General features: G+C 62.9%; 25 protein-coding genes. 12 read left to right on the top strand and 13 right to left on the bottom strand.

From position 1 onward, the window contains the following. Positions 1 to 279: 279 nt before the first annotated feature. Complete coding sequence (locus J3P91_RS20600; RefSeq protein WP_434601587.1) at positions 280 to 1,455, top strand: CaiB/BaiF CoA transferase family protein; 1,176 nt, start codon at positions 280 to 282, stop codon at positions 1,453 to 1,455. 121 nt (positions 1,456 to 1,576) lie between these two features. Here J3P91_RS20600 and J3P91_RS20595 read toward each other — a convergent pair whose 3' ends face one another. Both J3P91_RS20595 and J3P91_RS20590 read right to left on the bottom strand, forming a co-directional pair. After that, positions 1,577 to 2,071 (bottom strand): SprT family zinc-dependent metalloprotease, encoded by a 495-nt coding sequence (locus tag J3P91_RS20595; protein ID WP_434601586.1) that lies wholly within the window; start codon positions 2,069 to 2,071, stop codon positions 1,577 to 1,579. A 161-nt stretch (positions 2,072 to 2,232) separates the two neighbouring features. Next, on the bottom strand, positions 2,233 to 2,835 hold the full coding sequence (locus J3P91_RS20590; RefSeq protein ID WP_305499396.1) for a Yip1 family protein: 603 nt from the start codon (positions 2,833 to 2,835) through the stop codon (positions 2,233 to 2,235). A 411-nt stretch (positions 2,836 to 3,246) separates the two neighbouring features. On the opposite strand from J3P91_RS20590, the gene ttcA reads away from it, so the two are divergent. Both ttcA and J3P91_RS20580 read left to right on the top strand, forming a co-directional pair. Beyond that, a complete protein-coding gene (gene ttcA, locus J3P91_RS20585; protein ID WP_434572407.1) occupies positions 3,247 to 4,071 on the top strand; it encodes a tRNA 2-thiocytidine(32) synthetase TtcA in 825 nt (274 codons plus the stop codon). A gap of 66 nt (positions 4,072 to 4,137) precedes the next feature. Further along, a complete protein-coding gene (locus J3P91_RS20580; protein ID WP_434601585.1) occupies positions 4,138 to 4,812 on the top strand; it encodes a DNA-3-methyladenine glycosylase I in 675 nt (224 codons plus the stop codon). 99 nt (positions 4,813 to 4,911) lie between these two features. Here the strand turns inward: J3P91_RS20580 and J3P91_RS20575 are convergent, their stop codons facing one another. Genes J3P91_RS20575 through arsC form a run of 3 tightly spaced genes read right to left on the bottom strand, consistent with a single transcriptional unit; the run spans position 4,912 to position 6,285 of the window. After that, on the bottom strand, positions 4,912 to 5,337 hold the full coding sequence (locus J3P91_RS20575; RefSeq protein ID WP_434601584.1) for a DUF2069 domain-containing protein: 426 nt from the start codon (positions 5,335 to 5,337) through the stop codon (positions 4,912 to 4,914). Continuing rightward, a complete protein-coding gene (gene wrbA, locus J3P91_RS20570) occupies positions 5,330 to 5,935 on the bottom strand; it encodes an NAD(P)H:quinone oxidoreductase (RefSeq protein ID WP_434601583.1) in 606 nt (201 codons plus the stop codon). The genes J3P91_RS20575 and wrbA overlap by 8 nt, the downstream gene beginning before the upstream one ends. Then, positions 5,932 to 6,285: an arsenate reductase (glutaredoxin) gene (gene arsC / locus J3P91_RS20565; RefSeq protein WP_305499404.1), complete on the bottom strand. Its 354-nt coding sequence runs from the start codon at positions 6,283 to 6,285 to the stop codon at positions 5,932 to 5,934. Before arsC ends, wrbA begins: the two co-directional genes overlap by 4 nt. Positions 6,286 to 6,390: 105 nt before the next feature. On the opposite strand from arsC, the gene J3P91_RS20560 reads away from it, so the two are divergent. Further along, a complete protein-coding gene (locus J3P91_RS20560; RefSeq protein WP_434601582.1) occupies positions 6,391 to 6,858 on the top strand; it encodes a TlpA family protein disulfide reductase in 468 nt (155 codons plus the stop codon). A gap of 220 nt (positions 6,859 to 7,078) precedes the next feature. On the opposite strand, the gene J3P91_RS20555 is transcribed toward J3P91_RS20560, so the two are convergent. From J3P91_RS20555 to J3P91_RS20540, 4 genes are all read right to left on the bottom strand, one after another. Next, on the bottom strand, positions 7,079 to 7,483 hold the full coding sequence (locus J3P91_RS20555; RefSeq protein ID WP_434601581.1) for an META domain-containing protein: 405 nt from the start codon (positions 7,481 to 7,483) through the stop codon (positions 7,079 to 7,081). Next, a complete protein-coding gene (locus J3P91_RS20550) occupies positions 7,483 to 7,917 on the bottom strand; it encodes a hypothetical protein (protein ID WP_434572413.1) in 435 nt (144 codons plus the stop codon). Before J3P91_RS20550 ends, J3P91_RS20555 begins: the two co-directional genes overlap by 1 nt. A gap of 182 nt (positions 7,918 to 8,099) precedes the next feature. Then, complete coding sequence (locus J3P91_RS20545) at positions 8,100 to 9,089, bottom strand: 2-hydroxyacid dehydrogenase (protein ID WP_434601580.1); 990 nt, start codon at positions 9,087 to 9,089, stop codon at positions 8,100 to 8,102. A gap of 66 nt (positions 9,090 to 9,155) precedes the next feature. Further along, a complete protein-coding gene (locus J3P91_RS20540; protein ID WP_434601579.1) occupies positions 9,156 to 11,906 on the bottom strand; it encodes a response regulator in 2,751 nt (916 codons plus the stop codon). A gap of 215 nt (positions 11,907 to 12,121) precedes the next feature. Between J3P91_RS20540 and J3P91_RS20535 the strand changes: the two genes are divergently transcribed. The 7 genes from J3P91_RS20535 to J3P91_RS20505 all read left to right on the top strand — a co-directional run bounded on the left by J3P91_RS20535 (position 12,122) and on the right by J3P91_RS20505 (position 20,591). Then, on the top strand, positions 12,122 to 12,844 hold the full coding sequence (locus J3P91_RS20535; protein ID WP_434601578.1) for a response regulator transcription factor: 723 nt from the start codon (positions 12,122 to 12,124) through the stop codon (positions 12,842 to 12,844). Next, positions 12,831 to 14,252, top strand: a complete 1,422-nt coding sequence (locus tag J3P91_RS20530) for a histidine kinase sensor domain-containing protein (RefSeq protein ID WP_434601577.1) — start codon at positions 12,831 to 12,833, stop codon at positions 14,250 to 14,252. The genes J3P91_RS20535 and J3P91_RS20530 overlap by 14 nt, the downstream gene beginning before the upstream one ends. A gap of 184 nt (positions 14,253 to 14,436) precedes the next feature. Further along, positions 14,437 to 15,339, top strand: coding sequence for a cysteine synthase CysM (gene cysM, locus J3P91_RS20525; protein WP_305499413.1), 903 nt, complete (start codon positions 14,437 to 14,439; stop codon positions 15,337 to 15,339). After that, complete coding sequence (rlmD, locus tag J3P91_RS20520) at positions 15,339 to 16,709, top strand: 23S rRNA (uracil(1939)-C(5))-methyltransferase RlmD (RefSeq protein ID WP_434601576.1); 1,371 nt, start codon at positions 15,339 to 15,341, stop codon at positions 16,707 to 16,709. Before cysM ends, rlmD begins: the two co-directional genes overlap by 1 nt. A gap of 101 nt (positions 16,710 to 16,810) precedes the next feature. Beyond that, positions 16,811 to 19,057 carry a GTP diphosphokinase gene (gene relA, locus J3P91_RS20515; protein WP_434601575.1) on the top strand — a complete coding sequence of 749 codons (2,247 nt, stop codon included), beginning with the start codon at positions 16,811 to 16,813 and terminating at the stop codon, positions 19,055 to 19,057. 134 nt (positions 19,058 to 19,191) lie between these two features. Then, positions 19,192 to 20,025, top strand: a complete 834-nt coding sequence (gene mazG / locus J3P91_RS20510) for a nucleoside triphosphate pyrophosphohydrolase (RefSeq protein ID WP_434601574.1) — start codon at positions 19,192 to 19,194, stop codon at positions 20,023 to 20,025. Between the two features lie 26 nt (positions 20,026 to 20,051). Beyond that, positions 20,052 to 20,591, top strand: a complete 540-nt coding sequence (locus tag J3P91_RS20505) for a DUF2058 domain-containing protein (protein ID WP_305499418.1) — start codon at positions 20,052 to 20,054, stop codon at positions 20,589 to 20,591. Between the two features lie 137 nt (positions 20,592 to 20,728). Here the strand turns inward: J3P91_RS20505 and J3P91_RS20500 are convergent, their stop codons facing one another. From J3P91_RS20500 to purM, 4 genes are all read right to left on the bottom strand, one after another. After that, on the bottom strand, positions 20,729 to 20,923 hold the full coding sequence (locus tag J3P91_RS20500; protein WP_434601573.1) for a hypothetical protein: 195 nt from the start codon (positions 20,921 to 20,923) through the stop codon (positions 20,729 to 20,731). Positions 20,924 to 21,244: 321 nt separating this feature from the next. Continuing rightward, positions 21,245 to 21,958: a DUF3108 domain-containing protein gene (locus J3P91_RS20495; protein WP_305499421.1), complete on the bottom strand. Its 714-nt coding sequence runs from the start codon at positions 21,956 to 21,958 to the stop codon at positions 21,245 to 21,247. Positions 21,959 to 21,966: 8 nt separating this feature from the next. Further along, the gene (gene purN, locus J3P91_RS20490) at positions 21,967 to 22,617 is read right to left on the bottom strand and encodes a phosphoribosylglycinamide formyltransferase (protein ID WP_434601572.1); all 651 of its coding nucleotides are present in this window, start codon (positions 22,615 to 22,617) and stop codon (positions 21,967 to 21,969) included. Then, positions 22,617 to 23,675, bottom strand: coding sequence for a phosphoribosylformylglycinamidine cyclo-ligase (gene purM, locus J3P91_RS20485; RefSeq protein ID WP_434572426.1), 1,059 nt, complete (start codon positions 23,673 to 23,675; stop codon positions 22,617 to 22,619). Before purM ends, purN begins: the two co-directional genes overlap by 1 nt. Positions 23,676 to 24,041: 366 nt before the next feature. Here purM and J3P91_RS20480 point away from each other — a divergent pair, with 366 nt between their 5' ends. Beyond that, on the top strand, positions 24,042 to 25,100 hold the full coding sequence (locus J3P91_RS20480; protein WP_434605192.1) for a DUF2066 domain-containing protein: 1,059 nt from the start codon (positions 24,042 to 24,044) through the stop codon (positions 25,098 to 25,100). Positions 25,101 to 25,128: the final 28 nt, after the last annotated feature.

The raw sequence follows: 25,128 nt of genomic DNA, 5'->3' as shown, positions 1-25,128 counted from the left end.
CGGCGGGTTTTTTGTTGGTTCTTGAATGTGAAGCAGGCATGCCTCTGTGGCGAGGGAGCTTGCTCCCGCTGGGTTGCGCAGCAACCCCAGAATATATCTGCCACCGCATGGCTTCAGGTCATACGCAGGGGACTGCTGCGCAGTCCAGCGGGAGCAAGCTCCCTCGCCACGACAACCCTCGCACTGAGCGGATTTGTCAGCCCGAACGACGCCCCCGGTAATTGCCCAATCGCCAGGCCCTGCCTAGTCTTGAACGCACCATTCAAGCGGAGATCGCCCATGCAAGGCCCACTGGCATCGCTCAAGGTTCTGGATTTTTCCACCCTGCTGCCCGGCCCGTTCGCCTCGTTGTTGCTGGCGGACATGGGCGCCGAGGTGCTGCGCATCGAATCGCCGGAGCGTCCTGACCTGCTGCGGATATTGCCGCCCCATGACCAGGGCACCTCGGCCAGCCATGCCTACCTCAACCGCAACAAGCGCAGCCTGGCCCTGGACCTCAAGCAGCCGGCGGCACTGGAGATCATCAAGCGGTTGCTGGACGACCACGACATCCTGCTGGAACAGTTCCGCCCCGGCGTGATGGCGCGGCTGGGCCTGGGTTACGAAGCCTTGAAGGCGATCAATCCCCGGCTGATCTACGTGTCGATCACCGGTTATGGCCAGACCGGCCCGTTCAAGGATCGCGCTGGCCATGACATCAACTACCTGGCCCTGGCCGGGCTGGCGAGCCACACCGGTCGGGCCGACAGCGGGCCGCTGCCGCTGGGCATCCAGGCGGCGGACATCGCCGGCGGTTCGCTGCACGGGGTGATCGGCCTGCTGGCGGCGGTCATTGCCCGCCAGCAGAGCGGGCAGGGCCAGCACCTGGACGTGAGCATGACCGACTGCGTCTTCAGCCTGAACGCACTGGCCGGCGCCGGTTACCTGGCCTGCGGTGTGAAACCGGGTTGGGAAAACCATGCGCTGAACGGTGGCAGTTTTTATGATTACTACCGCACGCGGGATGGTCGCTGGATGTCGGTGGGCAGCCTCGAGCCAGGGTTCATGCAGGCACTGTGCGCGGCCCTGGGGCGGCCGGAGCTCGCCGCCCAAGGGCTGGCGCCCGAGCAACAGCAGCGGCTCAAAGAGCAATTGCGCTCCGAGTTCGAGAAGCGCGATTTTGCTGACCTTTGCGCGCTATTCGCCGAGGTGGATGCCTGCGTCGAACCAGTGCTGGAGCTGGACGAAGCGCTTGAGCATCCTCAATTGAAGGCCAGGCATCTGGTCTCCCAGGTGCCCCGTGGCGACGGGTCGAGCCAGGCGCAGATGGCGTGCCCGTTGAAGTTTTCCGAAGGCTTGCCCGAGCCTCGGCATATAGGCGCGAGACTGGGGGCGCATACGGAGCAGGTGTTGCGGGAGTTGGGGTTCAGTGATGAGCGGATTGCCCGGCTGCGGGATGACGGGGTGGTTGTGTAGCGTGCTTTCTGGCCTCATCGCGAGCAAGCTCGCTCCCACACTGGATCTGCGGCGTTCACAAAATCCCCTGTGGGAGCGAGCTTGCTCGCGATGAGGCCGGCCAAGACACGACTAATCCAGGCTACTCGACCCGCGTCTCCCCGCTGAACACCAACGTATTGCGACAACTTCGGCACAAGTACCGCCGCCCCTGGCGGACCAGGCTGTGGCGCTGTGCGGTAAAGGGGAAGTCGCTGCCGTCGCACGGGCACTTGTAGATGTAGCGGGTGGCGGTGCGGCGTTTTATCTCGTAGGTGTGGCAACGGTTTGGCGGCAGTTCGTAGACCCCGCGCATGATCAGTTGCCATTCCTCGCCATGGGCCTGGATGCGGTCGCCAAACAACTGATGGGCGATCAGGTGCGCGACTTCGTGGGCAACGGTCTGCTTGAGGAAGTCGTCGGTGTTTTCCCGGTACAGCTGGGGATTGAAACGCAGCAGGTTTTCATGCAGGTGCGCGACACCGGCCTTCTGGCCGCGCAACTTGAGGCTGACCACCGGGCGTTTGAAAGGACGTTTGAAAAAGGATTCGGCTTGTTGGTAACACTCTTCGACGCGGGTATTGAGTTGCTCGAGCATGCTTTACGGGTCTCCAGAAAGCCGAGTATGCCGCAAGCGCTGGCCGTTGCGAATCGCCCAGCTGCCCAGCGGTCGTTTCGCCGGCCCCAGGCACAGGAAGGCCGCCTTGCGGCGGCCTGTGTTGGCAGATCGTCTTTTTGTTGGAGGGCTTGTGCAAGCCTTCAGTTGGTATAGACCGGACCCACGCCCAATCCCCAGACAATGACCGTGAACGCCATGATGGCGACCAGCACGACCAGGCCGACGGCCAGCACCGAGCTGGAAAACAGGAAGCCTTCGTCCTGCGGGATGTTCATGAACGTCGGCAAACCCACGTACAGCAGGTAGACCGTGTAGCAGATCGCCGCGGTGCCGACGATCATTCCCAGCCACATGTGCGGGTAGAGCGCCGCCAGCCCGCCGATGAACAACGGCGTCGCGGTGTAGGTGGCGAACGCGACACAACGGGCCAGGCTCGGGTTGGCGTCATAGGTGCGGGCCATCCAGTGGATGAACGCGCCCATCACCGCCACGCCGCCCAACATCGCGAGGTACGACATGATGGTCATCCACAGCGCGCTTTCCAGGGTGAGCATGACCGGTGGGCGATTGCCGATGACCCATCCCACCTGCGTGGTGCCGATGAACGCCGACACCGCCGGGATAGCCGCGAGGATCAGCGTGTGGGTGAGGTACATGTGGCTGATGCTTTCCTCCTGATCGCCACGGATTTCCTTCCATTCTTGATCAGGGTGGGTAAAGAGCCCCACGACATGATGGATCATAGTCAGTCACTCCTTTGTTATTGCCATCGCCCCCCAACGGAGCGCCTACGGGCCAAAGGGCCGGGTAAGTAAAGGTCTGTAAGTGTGTGCGACCTTATGCCGCAGTATAGAAAGGAGTGACCGTCAAGGGGATGGGCGGCTTAGAGCAAATCGCGCTGTAACGAAGCGGCTTAATCGCGACCTGATCTGTGCGCTGTACGCTATACCAGGCGAATCCGCCCCGTGGCGAGGGAGCTTGCTCCCGCTCGGCTGCGAAGCAGACGCCAACAGGGCAGTCCCAGAGGGTCGCTTCGCCCGAAGCGTCGGACCGACCCAGCGGGAGCAAGCTCCCTCGCCACGAAGGGCGGTGCCACGGGAGGGATTTTTTGCGTAAAATGCCGGCCTTTCGTCACACCTCACGGATTTCGCGTCATGGGCACTCTCACGGTCAACCAGAACAAACTGCAAAAGCGCCTGCGCCGCCTGGCCGGTGAGGCCGTCGCCGATTTCAACATGATCGAGGATGGCGACAAGGTCATGGTCTGCCTGTCCGGCGGCAAGGACAGCTACACCTTGCTCGACGTGCTGATGCATTTGCAGAAGGTTGCGCCGATCAAGTTCGACATCGTCGCCGTGAACATGGACCAGAAGCAGCCGGGCTTTCCCGAGCATGTGCTGCCGGCCTACCTTGAATCGTTGGGCGTTGAATATCACATTGTCGAGAAAGACACCTATTCGGTGGTCAAGGAACTGATCCCCGAAGGCAAGACCACCTGTTCGCTGTGCTCGCGCCTGCGCCGTGGAACGCTCTATACCTTCGCTGACCAGATCGGCGCGACCAAGATGGCCCTGGGTCACCACCGCGACGACATCGTCGAGACCTTCTTCCTCAACATGTTCTACAACGGCTCGCTCAAGGCCATGCCGCCCAAGCTGCGCGCCGACGACGGGCGCAACGTGGTGATCCGTCCGCTGGCCTATTGCAGCGAGAAGGACATCCAGGCCTATTCGGATTTCAAGCAGTTCCCGATCATTCCCTGCAACCTGTGCGGTTCCCAGGAAAACCTGCAACGCCAGGTGGTCAAGGAGATGCTCCAGGAATGGGAGCGCAAGACCCCAGGCCGTACCGAGAGCATTTTCCGTGGCCTGCAAAACGTCATTCCGTCGCAACTGGCGGACCGCAACCTGTTCGATTTCGCCAGCCTGCGCATCGACGAAAGCGCCACGCCGCGGTTCGTCAATGTGGTGAATCTCTGACGCTACCGACAGCTTGCATTCACGGCGCTTGCAAGCGCCGTTTTCATTTCAATCCCAGGAGAGGGCATGCGCGATTACAAGTGGCTGCACGAGTATTGTCTGAACCGCTTCGGTTCGGCGGCTGAATTGGAAGCCCACCTGCCTGTACCCAAGACCCCGGCGCAACTGCGCAAGATCAGCGATGATCGCTACCTCTCGACCATGGCGCTGCGGGTGTTTCGCGCCGGGCTCAAGCACAGCCTGGTCGACGCGAAATGGCCGGCGTTCGAAGAGGTGTTTTTCAGGTTCGACCCGGAAAAGGTCGTGCTGATGAGTGCCGAGCACCTGGAACGGCTGATGCAGGACGCACGGATCATCCGCCACCTGGGCAAGCTCAAGAGCGTGCCGCGCAACGCGCAGCTGGTGCTGGATGTGGCCCATGAAAAGGGCAGCTTCGGTGCGATGATCGCCGATTGGCCGGCGACCGATATCGTCGGCTTGTGGACCTACCTGAAAAAACACGGCCATCAGTTGGGTGGCCTGTCGGCGCCGCGTTTCCTGCGGATGATGGGCAAGGACACGTTCGTGCCCAGCTATGACGTCGTAGCGGCGCTCAACGCCCAGGACCTCATCGATAAAGTCCCGACCAGCCAGCGGGACCTGGCGACGGTGCAGAATGCGTTCAATCAGTGGCATGAAGAGAGTGGCGGGCGGCCGCTGAGCCAGATCTCGATGATGCTGGCTTATACCGTGAATCATTGAAACCGAGTTGCGGCCATCGCGAGCAAGCTCGCTCCCACAGGGGATTTCTGAGCGCCGCAGATCCAGTGTGGGAGCGAGCTTGCTCGCGATGGCGGTCTATCAGGCGACGGAGATATCGCCCTCGCCAGCCAACCGCCGATTCAACTGGAACCGCCAGCGCACATACAGCAACGCCGAGCAGAACAGCGCCACGCTCGCCGCCATCTCCAGCAGGCCGAATAATTGCCGGTTCGGATCGTAGGCCGCCAGCGCGCCCTTGATGAAATACAGGTTCACCACGAAGCACATCCATGAATGCCCGCGCGCGCTGCCGCTGAGCATGCCTGGCGCGAGTATCAGCAGTGGCACCAGTTCGATCAGCAGAATCACCCAGGGGCGCGCGCCGTGCAGGTCGGCGATCAGCAGGTAATACCCGCTGAGCAGCCCCACCAGGCCGAAAAAGCACAACAGGCTGAGGTTACGGGCGATGTGCACACGCGGCTCCAGCCACTCGACCGGCGGCAGGATCTTCGGCTTCTTAGCCACGGCCGTTCTCCAGCAACAAAGCGGTTTTTGCCAGGCGCAGGCCCAAGGCGCGGCACAGGGCGACTTCGTGTTCATTCAGGCCGCTTTTACCGTCGGCGCCGGCGTGGTGGCTCGGGCCGTAGGGTGTGCCGCCGCCCTGGGTGTCGATCAGGGCCGACTCGCTGTAGGGCAGGCCGGTGATCAGCATGCCGTGGTGCAGCAGTGGCAGCATCATCGACAACAGCGTGGTTTCCTGGCCGCCATGCAGGCTCGCGGTGGAGGTGAACACCCCGGCCGGCTTGCCCACCAGGGCGCCGGTCAGCCAGAGGTTGCTGGTGCCGTCGAGGAAGTATTTGAGCGGCGCGGCCATGTTGCCGAAGCGGGTCGGACTGCCCAGGGCCAGGCCGGCGCAGTTCTTCAGATCATCGAGGCTGGCGTAGAGCGGGCCCTGTTCGGGGATATCCGGCGCCACCGCCTCGCACTCGGTGGAGATCGCCGGCACCGTGCGCAACCTGGCTTCAAGCCCGGCCTGCTCGATGCCGCGGGCGATCTGGCGGGCCATTTCGTTGGTAGAGCCACTGCGGCTGTAATACAGCACCAGGATATAGGGCGTGCTCACGGCAGGATCTCCAGGATTTTCTCCGGTGGGCGGCCGATCACCGCTTTGTCGCCTGCTTCGAGAATCGGCCGTTCCATCAGTTTCGGGTGGGCGGCGATGGCGGCGATCAACTGCGCCTGGCTCAGGCTTTCGTCAGCTAGGTTGAGGGTCTTGTATTCATCTTCGCCGGTGCGCAACAACTGGCGTGCATCGATGCCGAGCTTGCCCAGCAGCCGCTCCAACTGCGCAGCGTCGAGCGGGGTTTCGAGGTAGCGGACCACGGTTGGCGCCAGGCCACGGGCTTGCAACAGTTCCAGCGCACCGCGGGATTTCGAGCAGCGCGGGTTGTGATAAAGCGTCAGATCAGTCATGAGCGGGTCGCATCTTGCGTAAGGTGGCGGCTATTCTACTGTGCTGCGAGGCCCCTAGCACCTGATGGGTCGCGCAGCTGTCCACATTCAGACAAGGATCGGCACATGGCAAGGCGATTGGCGGCGGCACTGACATTCATCGGCTTTTTATTGCTCGGCGGCTGCGGCAACGATTACGGCGTGGACCAGAACGGTCAGCCGATTGCCGCGCAGCGGCTGGACAAACAATGGCTGGTGCTCAACTACTGGGCCGAGTGGTGCGCGCCGTGTCGCACTGAAATCCCCGAATTTAATGCCTTGGCCGAACAGCTCAAGGGACGCAACGTAGGTGTCTTCGGGGTCAACTTCGATCAGGTGCAAGGCGAAGAACTCAAGAGCGCCAGCGAGAAGCTGGGCATCCGCTTCACCGTACTGGCCCGGGATCCGGCCGAGTTCTTTGATGTCCCGCGCAGTGAAGGCCTGCCGGTGACGTACATCATCGATACCCAGGGCAAGGTGCGTGAACAATTGCTGGGAGAGCAGACGGCGGCGGCGGTGATGGCCAGGCTGGAGGCGTTGCAAGCACTGAAATAGCACTCCATGGCGAGGCAGGCTTTTTGTGGCGAGGGAGCTTGCTCCCGCTGGACTGCGCAGCAGGCCCCTGCTTTCTATCTGACACAGCGCAGTGGCAGATCCATTTTGGGGCCGCTTCGCAGCCCAGCGGGAGCAAGCTCCCTCGCCACAGGGGGGTTAACCAGGCCACAGGACTCAACCTTTTCTCTGGTCCGGACCGGTGCATCGGTCAGCGCAAGAGTCAACCCTCTTCCAACCACCACCGCAGCGGCTTGCCCTGGGCCGGCCAGAAACGCGTCTGGCCCGTAGGAGACACGTCCCAGCGTTCGACCTTCTCCAGCGCCTGCAAGAAACGCGTCTCTTGCTCCATCAACGCCGGGGCGCAGAGTTTGCGGGTGCTGCCGATCTTGCCGAAACTCAAGCGGTCGCCTTCCAGGGTGTAGGGCGCAAACCAGTGGTTGCAGCCGGCATTGCCGTAGGCACGACCGTCATCGTCGAGGGTGATGGTCAGGTGGCTGTAATCCATCAACGGCCGCTCGCCGATCCATTCGAGGATGTAGCTGCGGTTGTGTTGCAGTTGCACCGGATCGGCGGCGCAGCCCATCAGGCCAGCGCCCATCAGCGTGGCCAGGACCAGATGTTTCATCAGGCGGCTTCCTGGCATTTCGGGCACCGGTGTTTCTCCCCGTCGGTCGTCCAGCCCAGCTCGGCAATGCGTGCGCTGGCGGCCGGTTTCTGGGCCTTGGTGCCGAGCTTGGCATCGACGGCGAACTCGAAGCTCAGTTCCTTGGCGCATTGGTCGCACTTGACCTGCCAGGTGTGGATCGCCAGTTCACCGAACACCGGACCGGTGGTCATGGCGGTCCATTGGCCGATCGGCTTGAGCAGATGGCGAACGGTGTCGACGGTCAGGCGCATGGAGAGGTCCTTGCTGCCCTTGAGGGTGACGAGCAATACATCGTTGGCCTGGATCGAGCCGCCATTGCCGGTGACCTGGTAACGGCCCGGCGCCAGGGCGCGGACCTCGGTCAAGGTGTGCTGCGGGTTCATCAGGGTGTAGCGAAAATCGTGTTCGGCCATGGGTCCTCCAGATAGGCGCGATATGCTAGCACGGGGGCTGGCTTGGGCATCGCCTACAAGCGGGGCGGGCCGACGAAATCCCCCTGTGGGAGCGAGCCTGCTCGCGAAAGCGGCGCCTCAGTCGATCGATGTGTGGCTGACACACCGTCTTCGCGAGCAGGCTCGCTCCCACAGGGGATGAGTCAGCCGTCCACCAGATTCTGCGGAGCGCCAGCCGCCCAGGCGGCGATGTTGTCGAGGGTGGTGGTGGCAATCGCGGCCAGTGCTTCGCGAGTCAGGAACGCCTGGTGTGCGGTCACCACGACATTGGGGAAGGTCAGCAGCCGCGCGAGCACGTCGTCCTGCAACGGCAGGTCGGAGCGGTCCTCGAAAAACAATTCGGCCTCTTCCTCGTAGACATCCAGCCCCAGGTAACCCAGCTGGCCGCTTTTCAGCGCTTCGATCAGTGCCGGCGTATCCACCAGGCCGCCGCGTCCTGTGTTGATCAGCATGGCGCCGCGTTGCAGGGTTGCCAGGGAATGAGCATTGATCAGGTGTCGGCTCTGGTCGTTGAGCGGGCAGTGCAGGCTGATGATCTGCGCCTGCGCCAGCAGATCGGCCAAAGGCAGGTAGCGGGTCCCCAAGGCTTCGACCTGAGGGTTGGGGAACGGGTCGTAGGCCAGCAACTGGCAACCGAAACCGGCCATGATCCGGGCGAAGGTCGCGCCGATCTGTCCTGTTCCGACCACGCCCACGGTCTTGCCCACCAGGTCGAAGCCGGTCAGGCCATTCAGGCTGAAATTGCCGTCCCGGGTGCGGTTGCAGGCGCGGTGCAGGCAGCGGTTCAAGGCCATGATCAATGCCACCGCATGTTCAGCCACCGCATGGGGCGAGTAGGCCGGCACCCGGGCGATGCTCAACCCCAGACGCTTGGCGGCGGGCAGGTCGACATGGTTGAAGCCGGCCGAGCGCAGGGCAATCAGCCGGGTGCCGCCGGCCGCGAGTCGTTCCAGCACCGGCGCGCTCAGGTCGTCGTTGATGAAGGCGCACACCACCTCGCACCGTTCGGCCAGGGCCACGGTGTCGAGGCTCAGGCGTGCCGGCTGGAACTGCAATTCAAAGCCGGCAGGTACGGCGGCCTTGCTGAAACTGTCACGATCGTAGGTCTGGCTGCTGAATAGAATTGCACGCATGGCGGCCTCCTGGCGCTGGGATGAACCGAGCTTAACAGCCATTGTGCCGGTGACCATTGCGCTGGGTCAGGCGCTGATGCGCGCCTCGCTAGCCAGCCTGTGGATGGCACGGTCCAGGTCGTCCAGGGCCGCGGCAGCCCGCGGGTCTTGCTGCTTGAGCAAGGTTTCGCTGCGCTGGCAGGCGGCGCGCAGTTGCGGTACGCCGCAATAGCGCGTGGCCCCGTGCAGGCGGTGGACCCGTTCGATCAGCGCGTTGTGGTCGTTGGCCTCGCTGGCCTGGCGGATCGCTTCGCGGTCGGCTTCAAGGGAAGCGAGCAACATCGCCAGCATGTCCGTCGCCAGGTCGGCCTTGCCGGCGGCCAGGCGCAGGCCTTCCTCGTGGTCGAGCACCAGCAGCTCGCTGCTGCCTTGGGCATCAGCGCCCCGATCCGGGGTCTGGTTGCGCAGCGCCAGGCCGGTCCACTTGAGTACGACCTGGGCCAATTGCCGCTCGCTGATGGGCTTGGTCAGGTAGTCGTCCATGCCGCTTTGCAGCAGGGCCCGCTTCTCGTTGGCCATGGCGTGGGCGGTGAGGGCGACGATCGGCAGTGGCGTGCAATGCCGCTCGCTTTCCCATTGGCGGATCGCTTCGGTGCTCTGGCGGCCATCCATGCCGGGCATCTGTACGTCCATCAGGACCAGGTCGAAGGTTTCCTTCTGCACGGCCTTGACCGCCGCGTAACCACTTTCCACCGCCAGCACCCGGGCGCCCATGTCTTCGAGCAGGGTCTGCACCAGCAGCAGGTTGGCCGGGTTGTCGTCCACGCACAACACCTTGGGCGCGCGGCTGGCCACCGGTTCATTGGGTTCGGTGCGGGTCGGGCGCGGGTTGACCAGGTCGGAAAGCGACCGGCGCAGCTTGCGGGTGCAGGCCGGCTTGGCCTGCAATTGACTGTGGGGGTTGGGCACCGAGAGATGGAACAGCGTCTGTTCGGTGGTGGGGCACAGCACCAGCACCTTGCAGCCCAGGTGCTCGAGGTCCCAGATGTGCTGGTTGAGACGCTCCGGCGGCATGTCGTTGCTGGTGATGCCGAGCACGGCCAGGTCAATCGCCTGGTCCGTCTGATGGGCGACGGTGACGCCGTTGGTCAGGTTTTCCAGGGTATTGAACGGCGTCACCTGCAAACCGCAGTCCTCCAACTGGTGCTGCAAGGCCTGGCGGGCCAGCTCGTGATTTTCCAGAACCGCCACGCGGCGCCCCAGCAGCGGCGGGCCGGGCAGGTCTTCGGCGTCGTCGCGGGTCTTGGGCAGGCGCAGGCTGATCCAGAACTCCGAGCCTTCGCCCGGCGTGCTGTCGACGCCGATCTCACCGCCCATCTGTTCCACCAGTCGCTTGGAAATCACCAGGCCCAACCCGGTCCCGCCGGGCTGCCGGGACAAGGAGTTGTCGGCCTGGCTGAAGGCCTGGAACAGCGCCCGCACGTCCTGGCTGGACAGGCCGATGCCGGTGTCCTGGATGCTGATGCGCAACTGCACGCTGTCTTCGTGCTCATCTTCGAGCATGGCGCGGGCGACGATGGTGCCTTCACGGGTGAACTTGATGGCGTTGCTCACCAGGTTGGTGAGGATCTGCTTGAGCCGCAGCGGGTCACCCACCAGCGACAACGGCGTGTCGCGGTAGACCAGGCTCACCAGCTCCAACTGTTTGGCGTGGGCGGCGGGGGCGAGGATGGTCAGGGTGTCCTGCAGCAGGTCCCGCAAGTTGAAGGGGATGCTGTCGAGCACCAGCTTGCCGGCCTCGATCTTCGAGAAGTCGAGAATCTCGTTGATGATGCCGAGCAGGCTGTCGGCGGATTTTTCAATGGTGCCCAGGTAGTCGAGCTGGCGCGGGGTCAGCTCGCTTTTCTGCAATAAATGGGTGAAACCGAGGATGCCGTTGAGCGGCGTGCGGATTTCATGGCTCATGTTCGCGAGGAATTCGGACTTGATCCGGCTCGCTTCGAGCGCTTCCTTGCGGGCCAGGTCCAGTTCGATGTTCTGGATCTCGATGGTTTCCAGGTTCTGGCGCACGTCTTCGGTGGCCTGGTCGATGCTGTGCTGCAACTCCTCCTGAGCATTCTGCAAGGTGCCGGCCATGCGATTGATACCCGACGCCAGCTCATCCAGCTCCTGGCTGCCCAACGGTGGCAGGCGGGTTTCCAGATGCCCGTCCTTGAGCTGCGCCACGGCCTGCTTGATCTGGCTCAGCGGTCGATTGATGGTGCGGCCCATGCGCAGGGCCAGCAGCGCGGTGCAACCCAGGCCGGCGGCGATCAGCAACAGGCTGGCGAACAGGCTGCGGTAACCGCGCAGCAACATGCCGCTGTGGGACAGCTCCAGCTCGACCCAGCCCAGCAGGCGATCGGCTTCTTCGGGAATCAGTTCGCCAGCCAGGTTGCGATGCTTGCCGAACACCGGCAGCAGGTAGCGTGTGGCGTCGTTGCCGGTGCGTTGCAGCAGTTGGCTGCTGTTGCCCTCCGGCGCCCGGTTGAGCATGGTCGGGCCGGCATGGGCGAGCGGTGTGCGGTCGGGGGCGAGGAAGGTCACCGCGCGAACGTCGGCTTGCTCGAGGGACTGGGTGGCGACGCGTTCCAGCAACTCGATGTCCTGGCGGCTCATGGCCGGAGCGACCAGCGGTGCCAGTTGTTCGGCGATCATTTCACCGCGTTGCAGCAACTGAGCGTGCAGGTCCGATTGCTGCATCCAGGTGAAATAACCGCCCAGGACCAGCGCCATCAAGGTGGTCGGCAGCAGGGTGAGCAACAGCACACGGCCTTTGATTCCCAGTTTCTTGAGCACACTTGTCTCCTGCATCCAGCGGTCCGATTGAGCTTTGCGCGCATCCGGCGCGCAACATCTGCGCAGTGTAGCGATTTGCAGGCGAGCCTTCTTCGTAAAATTCATCTCCTCGCGCATCCCGATCGGCTGGCCATTTGCCGTGGCGATACACGGCGGTTGCCTGTCGGGAGCCGATCTTGAATAATCGTTCAACTGAGAATTGTTTGCAGATACTGATGAATCCCATCCCCGCTGTGCCGCCGCGCATCCTTGCCATCGAAGACGACCCCGTGCTGGGTGCTTATGTTCATGAGCACCTGGCCCGCAGCGGCTTCGAAGTGACCTGGTGCCAGAACGGCCAGGATGGCCTGGATATCGCCTGCCGGCAGGCTTTCGACGTGGTGTTGATGGACATCCTGCTGCCTGGGCTGGATGGCCTTGCAGTGCTGACCCGTTTGCGCCTGAGTCATTCGACCCCGGTGTTGCTGATGTCTGCCCTGGGCGCGGAAGCGGATCGCATCAGCGGCTTTCGCCTCGGCGCCGACGATTACCTGCCCAAACCGTTCAGCATGGCGGAGTTGCGTGTGCGCATCGAGGCCATCCTGCGCCGAGTGGCGCTGGATCGGCGCCCGGCTCAAATGATGACTCTGCCCCAGGCGCAGGACCTGGACTTTGATGAGCAGCGCAGCGATGTACAGGTCCAGGGCCAATGGGCAGGGCTGACGCGCAGCGAATACCGTTTGCTCGACGTCCTGCACCGCAGCGACAGTGAAGTCCTGAGCAAGGCCTTCCTCTATCAGCATGTGTTGCAGCGCGGCTATGCACCACATGATCGCAGCCTGGACATGCATGTCAGCCAGATCCGCCGCAAGCTCAAGTCTATCGGCTACACCGCGCGGGAGCTGCGCACGGTGTGGGGCAAGGGCTACCTGTTGAGTGCCATCGATGAAGTGGTCTGATCTGCCTGGGCGGCACTCGTTGTTCTGGAAACTGGCATGCCTGCTGGTGGCGTTCTGTCTGCTGATGATCTGGCTGAGTTGGTCCTGGGGCCGTTATATGGAGGAGCGCAACCAGTTTCTCTCGGACCAGGCCCGCGGCACCCTCACGCGTTACGCCGCCGAGGCCGAGCACGCGTGGCGTTCCGGTCGACAGGCGGGGGTGGACCGCTGGTTGCAAGGCATGCAGCCGCGCGAGGCAAGCTGGGTGGGGGTGATCGGCTCCGACCTGCAATCGTTGAGTGGGCAGCCGTTGACCGAGAAAGAGGTCGAGCGGCTGACCTTCCTCCGTGGTCTGGATTGGCCGATCCACAAGAAGGGTCGACCGTGGCTGCGGGTGCCGTTCCCCGGCGACCCGTCCGTCGGCAGCCTGGTGATCGAACTGCCCGAGCGTTTCCTGCCGGGGCAGTACCAGTTGTTCTGGCGCGTGATGACCAACGGCGTGATTCCCGGGCTGTTCACGCTGTTGCTCTGTGTCGGGCTGTATCGCCTGCTGGTGGTGCCGCTCAATCAACTGCGCGAACAGGCCAATGCCTGGCGGGCCGATCAGTTGGGCGTGCGCCTGTCCAGCCGCACCACCGAGCGTGCCGATGAACTGGGCGAGCTGGGGCGGGCGTTCGATCACATGTCCGAGCGGTTGCAATCGACCGTCGCGCTGCAACAGCAACTGCTCCGCGACCTGTCCCATGAGCTGCGCACACCGCTGAGTCGCCTGCAAGTCGCCAGCGACAGCGAGCAGGACCTGGACCAGTTGCGCGAGCGCGTCGCCCGGGAAGTCGAGGGCATGCAGCGACTGGTCGAGGACACCCTGCAACTGGCCTGGCTCGACACCGAACGCGCGCCGTTGGCGGTCGAGGCGATCCAGGTCCAGGCCTTGTGGGAAATGCTCACGGAAAACGCCTGTTACGAAAGCGGCTGGCCCAGCGCTCAACTGCAATGCGCGGTCGATGCCGATTGCTGGGTCCAAGGCAACCTCAATACCTTGGCGCAGGCTTTGGAAAACATCCTGCGCAACGCCATCCGGCACTCGCCGCCCGGCGGCGTGGTGCGGCTGGACGGTCGACGTGAGGGCGGTTTCTGGCTGCTGTGGCTTGAAGACGACGGCGGTGGCGTGGCCGAGCAGGATCTTGAGCGTATTTTCGACCCGTTCACCCGTCTCGATGGCTCTCGCCCGGGAGACGGCGGTTTCGGGCTGGGCCTGAGCATTGCCCGTAATGCGCTGGCGCGCCAGGGTGGGCGGCTGTGGGCGCAGAACGGCAGGAAGGGCTTGCGGTTGAACCTGCGTCTGGTCGCCACTCAAGCAGCCACCGCCCCCGTGGCGAGGGAGCTTGCTCCCGCTGGGGCGCGAAGCGGCCCCCTGCGACCTGCCTGACACCACCAAACCCGAATTGGGGCGACTTCGTCACCCAGCGGGAGCAAGCTCCCTCGCCACGGGAGTGCGTTTGGGCTGGAGCTGCTTATTCCCATAAGCCATAACCACCACACTTTGGGTGATATGGCCTCGCCGGGTTTGCCGGTATGATAGGCGCCCCCGCAGCCCGGATTGCGAATACGCCATGACTTTGCAGTACCCAACCATCGCCGATTGCGTCGGCAACACTCCGCTGGTTCGCTTGCAGCGCCTGCCTGGCGCGACCAGCAATACGCTTTTGCTCAAGCTCGAAGGCAACAACCCGGCGGGTTCGGTCAAGGACCGGCCGGCGCTGTCGATGATCACCCGTGGCGAATTGCGCGGCCAGATCCGCCCGGGCGACACGCTGATCGAGGCGACCTCCGGGAACACCGGCATCGCCCTGGCGATGGCGGCGGCGATCAAGGGCTACAAGATGATCCTGATCATGCCCGACAACTCCAGCGCCGAGCGCAAGGCGGCGATGACGGCCTATGGCGCCGAGCTGATCCTGGTGACCCAGGAAGAGGGCATGGAAGGCGCCCGTGACCTGGCCGAGCGCATGCAGGCCGAGGGCCGGGGCAAGGTGCTGGATCAGTTCGCCAACGGCGACAATCCAGAAGCCCACTACACCACCACCGGCCCGGAGATCTGGCGCCAGACCGACGGCACGATCAGCCATTTCGTCAGCTCGATGGGCACCACCGGCACCATCATGGGTACTTCTCGCTACCTGAAAGAACAGAACCCGAACGTGCAGATCATCGGCCTGCAACCGATGGAAGGCTCGGCCATCCCCGGCATTCGCCGCTGGCCCGAGGAATATCTGCCGAAGATCTACCAGGCCGATCGCGTGGATCGCATCATCGACATGGCCCAGAGCGAAGCCGAAGACGTGACCCGTCGCCTGGCCCGTGAAGAAGGTATTTTCTGCGGCGTGTCTTCGGGCGGTGCCGTGGCGGGCATGCTGCGTTTGTCGAAGGAAGTGGAAAATGCAGTGATCGTCGCGATCATCTGCGACCGTGGCGACCGTTACCTGTCGACCGGCATCTTCGACGCGCCCAACTGATGGCCAAACAAGAAAGAGGCTTGCGCTTCCAGCCCAGCGGCGGAAGCCGGGCCCCGCAAGTGCCCACCGGCAAGAAGCAGCGCCTGACCATTGAACGCCTGGCCAACGATGGCCGGGGCATTGCGTTTGTCGACGGGCGGACCTGGTTTGTCATCGGCGCCCTGGCTGGTGAAGAGGTCGAGGCGCGGGTGCTCGGTGCCCACGGCAAAGTGGTCGAGGCCCGCACCGAACGGGTGTTTTCCTCCAGCGAACTGCGTCGTGCAGCGCCCTGCGCGCATGCCGGTCGCTGCGGCGGTTGCAGCGTCCAGCATTTGCCCCATGGCGAACAGCTTGCCCTGAAACAGCGCATGCTCGCCGAGCAACTGTCGCGGGTGGCCGGTGTCGAGCCGGATGAGTGGGCCGCGCCGTTGAGCGGGCCGGAGTTCGGCTACCGACGTCGCGCCCGGGTGGCGGTGCGTTGGGATCAGAAAGCAAAAAATTTTGAAGTGGGTTTCCGTGCCGTCGGCAGCCGGGACATCGTAGCCATCGGTGAATGTCCGGTGCTGGTACAGCCCTTGCAGCCGATCATGAGTCGCCTGCCGGAAATGCTCCGTCGCTTGGGCAAACCCCAGGCGCTCGGTCATGTCGAGTTGTTCGCCGGCTCGTCCCTGGCGTTATTGCTGCGGCATATGGCGCCGTTGTCGGAAGCCGACCTGACGATCCTCAAGGATTTCTGCGCGTTCCATGAAGCCCAGTTGTGGCTGCATGGCGAAGGCGAGCCGCAACCGGTCGATCCGGGCCAGGCCCTGGGTTATCGCCTGGAAAGCTGGGACCTGGAACTGGCTTACCGGCCGGGGGATTTCATTCAGGTGAACGCGGCCGTCAACGAGGCGATGGTCGCCCAGGCGCTGCAATGGCTGGCGCCTCGACCCGATGAGCGAGTGCTGGACCTGTTCTGTGGCCTGGGCAACTTTGCCTTGCCGCTGGCCAGGCAGGTGCGCGAGGTCGTGGCGGTGGAGGGCGTGCAGACCATGGTCGAGCGCGCGGCGGCGAACGCCCTCAGCAACAATTTGCATAACACTGCCTTTTTTCAGGCCGATTTATCCCAGCCTTTGGCGGGTGCCGAGTGGATCGGCGAAGGCTTTTCTGCGGTACTCTTGGACCCACCCCGTGATGGTGCTTTCGAGGTGGTGCGCAAGCTGGCCTCGCTGGGTGCCAGGCGGCTGGTTTATGTGTCGTGCAACCCGGCAACTTTGGCCCGGGACACGGTCGAATTGATCAAGCAGGGCTACCGGTTAAAACGTGCCGGGATTCTCGATATGTTTCCTCAGACGGCGCATGTCGAGGCCATGGCGTTATTTGAAGCGAGCCAGGATGGCTTGTCCGACTGACCCGTTCGTGCCGACCCGCCACAGCCCTGGGCGGAAACACGGGCAACGAAGGTCAGCGATGTGGACGCATTGAATCTGCGTCATAGGGAAGGTAAGTAAAGATGGTACAGGTGAGAGCACACCAGCCGATCAACACCGACGGCAGTATCAATCTCGAGGCTTGGCTCGATCACGCGGTCAGTATCGATCCGGCACTGGATCGCGAAGCCTTGAAGCAAGCCTGCGAGTTCGCTCGCGAGGCAGAACAGCAACACAACGCGGCGAAGAACCTGTGGTCCGAAGGCACCTCGAGTTTCCAGACGGGCCTTGAGATCGCCGAAATCCTCGCCGACCTCAAGCTCGACCAGGACTCGCTGGTCGCCGCGGTGCTGTACCGCGGCGTGCGTGAAGGGCAGATCCAGCTGCCGATGGTCAACCAGCGTTTCGGCACCGTGGTCGCCAAGCTGATCGACGGCGTGTTGCGCATGGCGGCCATCAGCGCCAGCCTCAGCCCGCGCCAGTCCATGGTCCTGGGCACCCAGGGCCAGGTGGAAAACCTGCGCAAGATGCTCGTGGCCATGGTCGACGATGTGCGTGTCGCGCTGATCAAGCTGGCCGAGCGCACCTGCGCGATCCGCGCCGTGAAATCCGCCGACGATGAAAAGCGCAACCGTGTCGCCCGTGAGGTGTTCGACATCTACGCGCCGCTGGCCCACCGTCTCGGTATCGGTCATATCAAGTGGGAGCTGGAGGACTTGTCCTTCCGCTACCTGGAGCCTGACCAGTACAAGCAGATCGCCAAGCTGTTGCATGAACGACGGCTGGATCGCGAGCGCTTCATTACCGATGTCATGACTCAGTTGCGTGAGGAATTGCAGGCCACCGGCGTGGAAGCCGATATCAGTGGCCGGGCCAAGCACATCTATTCGATCTGGCGCAAAATGCAGCGCAAAGGCCTCGAATTCAGCCAGATCTACGACGTTCGCGCCGTGCGCGTGCTGGTTCCGGAAATGCGCGATTGCTACACCGCGCTGGGGATCGTCCACACCTTGTGGCGGCACATTCCGAAGGAGTTCGACGACTACATCGCCAACCCCAAGGAAAACGGCTACCGCTCGCTGCACACCGCGGTCATCGGCCCGGAAGGCAAGGTGCTGGAGGTGCAGATCCGCACCCATGCCATGCACGAAGAAGCCGAGCTGGGGGTTTGCGCCCACTGGAAATACAAGGGCACCGACGTCAAGTCCGGGTCCAACCATTACGAAGAGAAAATCTCCTGGCTGCGCCAGGTGCTGGAATGGCACGAGGAACTGGGTGACATCGGCGGCCTGGCGGAACAGCTGCGGGTCGACATCGAGCCGGACCGGGTCTACATCTTCACGCCCGACGGCCACGCCATCGACCTGCCCAAGGGCTCGACGCCGCTGGACTTCGCCTACCGGGTGCACACCGAGATCGGTCACAACTGCCGTGGCGCCAAGATCAACGGGCGGATCGTGCCGCTCAACTACAGCCTGCAGACCGGCGAGCAGGTCGAAATCATCACCAGCAAGCACGGCACGCCGAGCCGCGACTGGCTGAACCCGAACCTGGGCTACATCACCACTTCGCGGGCGCGAGCGAAAATCGTCCACTGGTTCAAGTTGCAGGCTCGCGACCAGAACGTTGCCGCCGGCAAGACCCTGCTCGAGCGCGAGCTGAGTCGCCTGGGCCTGCCGCAGGTGGATTTCGACAAGCTGGCTGAAAAAGCCAACATGAAGACCGCCGAGGATATGTTCGCCGCCCTTGGCGCCGGCGACCTGCGCCTGGCGCAACTGGTCAACCTCGCCCAGCAACTGGTTGAGCCGGAACGCGGCAACGAGCAACTGGAACTGATCCCGCGCAAGGCCACCGGCTACAAGCCCGGCAAGCGCGGCGACATCCAGATCCAGGGCGTGGGCAACCTGATGACCCAGATGGCGGGCTGCTGCCAGCCGCTGCCGGGGGATGCGATCGTCGGCTACATCACCCAGGGCCGTGGCGTGAGCATTCACCGCCAGGATTGCGCCTCGGTGCTGCAACTGGCCGGTCGCGAACCGGAGCGGATCATCCAGGTCAGTTGGGGCCCGGTGCCGGTGCTCACCTACCCGGTGGACATCATCATCCGCGCCTACGACCGTTCCGGCCTGCTGCGTGACGTGTCCCAGGTGCTGCTCAACGAGCGGATCAACGTGCTGGCGGTCAATACCCGCTCGAACAAGGAGGACAACACCGCGCTGATGTCCCTGACCATCGAGATTCCGGGGCTGGATGCACTGGGGCGGTTGCTGGGGCGGATTTCCCAGTTGCCGAACATCATCGAGACCCGGCGTAATCGGACACCGGGCTAAAGGTCAGGCACAGTCCAACAGTGTGGGAGCGAGCCTGCTCGCGAAGGCGGTGTGTCAGCTGGTATGTTTTGACTGATGTACCGCTTTCGCGAGCAGGCTCGCTCCCACAGGGATTTTTTGTGGTGGGATGATTGATGTACAGCCTCGAAGACCTGCTCCACCTGATGAACCGCTTGCGCGACCCGCAATACGGCTGCCCGTGGGACATCAGGCAAACCTACGCAACCATCGTCCCTCACACCCTGGAGGAAGCCTACGAAGTGGCCGACGCCATCGAGCGCGGCGACTTCGATCACCTTCAAGGTGAATTGGGCGATTTACTGTTCCAGGTGGTGTATTACAGCCAGCTGGCCCGGGAAGAAAACCGTTTCGAATTCGCCGGCGTGGTCGATAGCATCACCCGCAAGCTGATTCGCCGCCATCCCCATGTGTTTCCCACCGGTGACCTTTACGCAGCCGTGGATACCCCGCGCCTGAGCGAAGAGCAGGTCAAGCAGCGCTGGGAGGAAATCAAGGCAGAGGAGCGCGCCGAGAAGGCCTCGGTGCCCGAGCAGTTGTCACTGCTTGATGATGTACCGGCGGCATTGCCGGCCTTGTCGCGGTCGGCGAAGTTGCAGAAGCGTGCCGGCCAGGTCGGTTTCGACTGGCCGGGACCGCTGCCGGTGCTCGATAAGGTCCGTGAAGAGCTCGACGAAGTGCTCGAAGCCATGGCGGACAATGACACCGCGGCCATCAGCGACGAAGTGGGTGACCTGCTGTTCAGCGTGGTGAACCTGGCTCGACACTTGAAAGTCGACCCCGAAACGGCCCTGCGTGGCGCCAATGCAAAGTTTGAAAGACGTTTCCGATTTATCGAACAGGCATTGCGCGAGACCCACCGTCCCATGGAAGATTGCACCCTCGAAGAGTTGGACGCCTTGTGGGGCGAAGCCAAACGTCAGGAAAAGAATTTGCCCAGCTGTGGCTGAGGCCGTTGCCTAAGTGAGTAAGCACCATGAGCCTTTCCCTTCGCGACCAGTTGCTCAAAGCAGGGCTGGTCAACCAAAAGCAGGCCAAGCAGGTCGGCAAAGAGAAACAGAAGCAGCAACGCCTGGCCCACAAGGGCCAGGTCGAACTGGACGACTCCCAGCAGCGTGCGGCCCAGGAAGCCATGGCCGAGAAGGTCAAGCGCGACCAGGAGCTCAACCGCCAGCAGCAGGAAAAGGCCGAGCAGAAGGCCCGTGCCGCGCAGATCAAGCAATTGATCGAGGTGTCGCGCCTGCCGAAGCTGACCACCGATGACTACTACAACTTCGTCGACGACAAGAAGGTCAAGCGCATCTCGGTCAATGCGCTGATGCGTAACAAGCTGAGCAGCGGTTCCCTGGCGATCGTCCATCATGCCGGGAGCTATGAAGTGATCCCGCGCGAAGCGGCGCTGAAAATCCAGGAACGCGACCCCAAGCGCATCGTCCAGCTCAACACCCAGACCGAAGAAGTGGATGCCGATGATCCGTACGCGGCGTATCAGATTCCTGATGATTTGATGTGGTAAGCGGGAAAATACTATTGAGTTGAACACAAACCCTGTGGGAGCGAGCTTGCTCGCGATAGCGGCCTATCAGTGACAGAGATGTTGGCTGATGCCCCGCTATCGCGAGCAAGCTCGCTCCCACAGGTGTTTTGCGTGGTTCAGGAATGCGAGGTCTCACGCAAACGCTGCCGCTCCTCACGTTCCAGCTCGGCCTTGTAGTTATGAGCGTCCGTCTCGGAATGGAACATGCCCACCAGCAGATCCTGTTGATGCACATCCCAGATCCGGATACCGGCGGCAATACCTTCGTGGGACATATGGGCGTCGTCGCGTTCAGTTACTTTCACAGTCATCTTGCAAGCTCCAATCTCTGTTATCTGCAGCAAGGCGTGTGCAGGGTTTTGTTATAGATTTGGATAGCGAGCTAAGTAAATGACCGGGGCGATTAAGAAGTTTTCATAAAGCGTGTAGCCCTCGTGCAGGCCAGGCAGGGCGCGGCGTTTGGTCGCAGGTGGTGTTCATGAAGAAAATTTCATGTTGTAGCGGCAAGCCTTGAGTGAAAGCAAAACCCCTGTGGGAGCGAGCAAGCTCGCTCCCACAGGTATAGGTGGTGGGCTTGAAACTCGGGCAACAAAAAGCCCCGCATGTGCGAGGCTTTTTGGTGTCGGTATGGATCAGCTGCCTTTCACAGCCTTGCCGTTGACCGTACCGTCCTGGAGCATGATGTTGTACTCCTTGCCGTCGGTCTCGACTTGCTGCAGGCGTACCAGCAGGTAATCCCAGTCCTTGGCGAACCAGAGCACGGTGATGCGCTTGCTTTGTGTCGGGTCGCGCACGCGCTCGACCTTGATGGCGTCGATCTGGCCGGCCTTGGTGTCGACTTTTTCCGAACCAAGCACGCGGAAGTCATAGGTATCGATTTCACCGTCATCGACGACCTGATAACTCATGCTTTTCTTGCCGGCCGCCACGTCGTGCTGCAGGGCCAGTTGGTACGTGGATTTGTCAACCATGCCGCGATTCAACGGAAGCTTGACCGCGTCACCGCGATCGGTGCCGGTGACCATCTTGGCGTTCCAGTCGAAATCCAGGTCTGCTTTCTTGGCTTTACCCAGGCCACCGCGCTCGAAGTGATAGGACTGCGGCAGCAGGGTGTCCTTGTCCAGGGTCAGGGTGCTTTCTTCGGTCAGGCTGGCGATCATCATCGATGCCTTGAAGCTCAGCTTCCAGGTGCCGTTGGCCTCCTTGGTCAGGCTGCGCTCGGCGGTGCCGCTCATGGGCAGCTGTTTCCAGTCGGCGGTATAGCTGGCGGAGAACGGTTGAAGGTCTGCGGCCTGTGCCAGGGGCAGGGCAAGCAGAGCGCAAGCGAAGAGCAGGGCGCGACGCATAAAATCTCCTAGTATCGAATCAAATGGCCGCTGGCGGCGAGCAACTGGCCGTCCAGTGAGGCTCCGCGATCGTCGAGCGTCAGCCGGCCTTCGGCAAACCAACGCACGGCCATCGGGTAGATCTGGTGTTCGCGGGCGTGGACCCGTTGCGCCAGGCTTTTCGGCGTGTCGTGCAACTCTACCGGTATTACTGCCTGTACGACCAGTGGTCCGCCATCGAGTTCCTCGGTGACAAAGTGAACCGAGCAGCCATGCTCCGTGTCACCGGCCTCCAGCGCACGCTGGTGAGTGTGTAACCCTTTGTATTTGGGCAACAGCGACGGATGGATATTGAACAGGCGGCCTTGGTAGTGACGCACAAAACCGGCGCTGAGGATGCGCATGAAACCGGCCAGGACCACCAGTTGCGGATTGAAGGCGTCGATCTGTTCGATCAGCGCGGCATCGAAGGCCTCGCGACCGTCGAACGCCTGGTGTTCGAGGACGCGGGTATCGATACCCGCCTCCTTGGCACGTTGCAGGCCGTAGGCATCGGCGCGGTTGGAAATCACCGCGCGGATCCGGACCGGGCTGTCGCCGGTCCGTGTACTGTCGATCAGGGCCTGCAGGTTACTGCCGGTGCCGGACAACAGCACCACGACGTCACAGGTTGCGGACATCAGTGTGCCTTGAGGTTTTTCAGCTCGACCTGTGCGGCGCCTTCGGCCGCGGTGGCGATCTGGCCGATGACCCAAGGCTGCTCGCCCGCGTCGCGCAGGACGTTCAGCGCGGTTTCGACGTGCTCCTGGGCCACGCAGATGACCATGCCCACGCCGCAGTTCAGCACGCGATGCATTTCGGTTTCATCGACGTTGCCTTTTTCCTGCAGCCAGTCGAACACCGCCGGGCGGGTCCAGCTCGCCACGTCGACCACGGCCTGGGCGCCTTTTGGCAGCACGCGCGGGATGTTGTCCAGCAAACCGCCGCCAGTGATGTGGGCCATGGCCTTGACGGCGCCGGTGTCCTTGATCAGCTTGAGCAGCGGCTTGACGTAGATGCGCGTCGGGGCCATCAGCAGGTCGGCGAGTGGCTGGCCGTCGAGCTGGGTGTTCTCGATATCGGCGCCCGAGACTTCGATGATCTTGCGGATCAGCGAGTAGCCGTTGGAGTGCGGGCCGGAAGATGGCAGGGCGAGCAGGGCGTCGCCGGCGGCGACTTTCGAGCCGTCGATGATCTCGGCTTTTTCCACGACGCCGACGCAGAAGCCGGCCAGGTCGTAGTCTTCGCCTTCGTACATGCCTGGCATTTCAGCGGTTTCGCCGCCGACCAGGGAGCAGCCGGACAATTCACAGCCGGCGCCGATGCCGGTCACGACCTGGGCGGCGGTATCGACGTTGAGTTTGCCGGTGGCGTAGTAGTCGAGGAAGAACAGCGGCTCGGCGCCGCAGACCACCAGGTCATTCACGCACATGGCCACCAGGTCGATGCCGATGCTGTCGTGCTTGTTCAGGTTCAAGGCCAGGCGCAACTTGGTGCCGACGCCGTCGGTACCCGAGACCAGGACCGGTTGCTTGTAGCCGGCCGGGATCTCGCAGAGGGCGCCGAAACCGCCCAGGCCGCCCATGACTTCCGGGCGCGCGGTGCGCTTGGCGACGCTCTTGATGCGTTCGACCAATGCTTCACCGGCGTCGATGTCTACACCGGCGTCCTTGTAGCTCAGGGAGGGTTGCTTGCTCATGATCCAGGCCTTTAAAGGGGGGATTTCTGGGTAACGACCGATCGCCGGGGCCATCGAATAACCGTTGTACGAATTATTCCGGGTGCCCAGCCATTGCCGGTCTGCGAAGGCGCGCGATTTTATCAGGCTTGTGGACCAGCGGCCATCCTCGCGCCGACGGGCAGGGACATATCCGCCAAAAAAAACCGTTATTTCTTGTATTGGTAGTGGGCGACGCGTCTGTATAAGGTGTAGCGGTAAGCGGCTATGGTTATGACAGTAGAAAACTTGCGCTGGGTGGTGAATGTTTTCCCCGGTGCCGTGGTCACAGCCATGCTCAATCTTCTCCACACGGCCGGTGCCAGCCGTTATGTCCGGGAATCTTCCATGCGTCTGTTCAAATTCTTGTCCATGGGCTGCCTGTCGCTGATCAGCCTGGCGAGCCATGCCGAAACCCTCAATAACCTTTATCAGGTGCGTGAGCCGGTCAGCAGCCAGGCGCCGGATGAGCGAAACCAGGCAACGTTGCGAGCGTTGGACACCCTGGTGCTGCGCCTGACCGGCGACGCCAAGGCCGCGCAGAATCCCGGCCTGGCGGCGATCCGCAAGGACCCGCAGCAGATCATTCTGCAATACGGCTACGACGCCGGTCCTCCGGAAAGCCTGCAGGTGGACTTCGATCCCGCCAGCACCGACCGGGCATTGCGTTCGGCGGGGCTGCCGCTCTGGGGCGCGAATCGTCCATCGATCCTTGGCTGGTGGCTGAATGACTCGGCAGAAGGCTCCAGCCTGGTCGGCGATGGCCAGGCCAGCGCCACGCCTCTGCGCCGCGCTGCCCAGCACCGGGGGCTGCCGTTGCACTTGCCGTTGGCGGACTTGAGCGAGCAGATTGTCGCCACCGCGCCGACGTTGCAAGGCAACGATCCGGCGCCGTTGCGTGAGGCGTCGGACCGGTATGGCTCGGATGCCTTGCTGGCGGTCCATGCCAAGGAGGAGGGTGGCCAGTGGCAGGCAACCTGGCGCCTGTGGCTGGGCGACCAGCGCGAACAGGGCAATGCCCAGGGCGCCGATCCCGCTGCGCTGGCCGATGCCGTGATGTTGGCGGTGAGCCAGCGCCTGGCGCCGCGTTTCGTGGCCAGGCCGGGCGTGGCGACCGAGCAGTTGCTGGAAGTCCAAGGCGTGAATCTGGAACGTTATGCAGCGCTGGGGCGTCTGCTCGAACCGTTCGCTGGTCAGGTGCAGCGGGTCGAGGGCGACATGATCGTCTACAAGGTCAACGGCAGCGCCGAGCAATTGAAGGCACAACTGGCCCTGGCCAAACTGCAGGAATTGCCGCCGGGTGAAGCCGTCGCGCAAGCGCCCGCGGCGCAGCCGGCCGCCGACGGAACGGTTCCGGTCGCGACACCGACGCCGTCGCCGGCGGCTAACTTGCGATTCCGCTGGTAGTTTTCTTTCTTTTATAGGGGCAGGAGTG

It is taken from the genome of Pseudomonas sp. Z4-7, from assembly GCF_051131965.1.
Taxonomy (GTDB): Bacteria; Pseudomonadota; Gammaproteobacteria; order Pseudomonadales; family Pseudomonadaceae; genus Aquipseudomonas.
The sequence above is the reverse complement of the archived record's forward strand: the minus strand, read 5'-3'. Positions and strand labels throughout refer to the sequence as shown.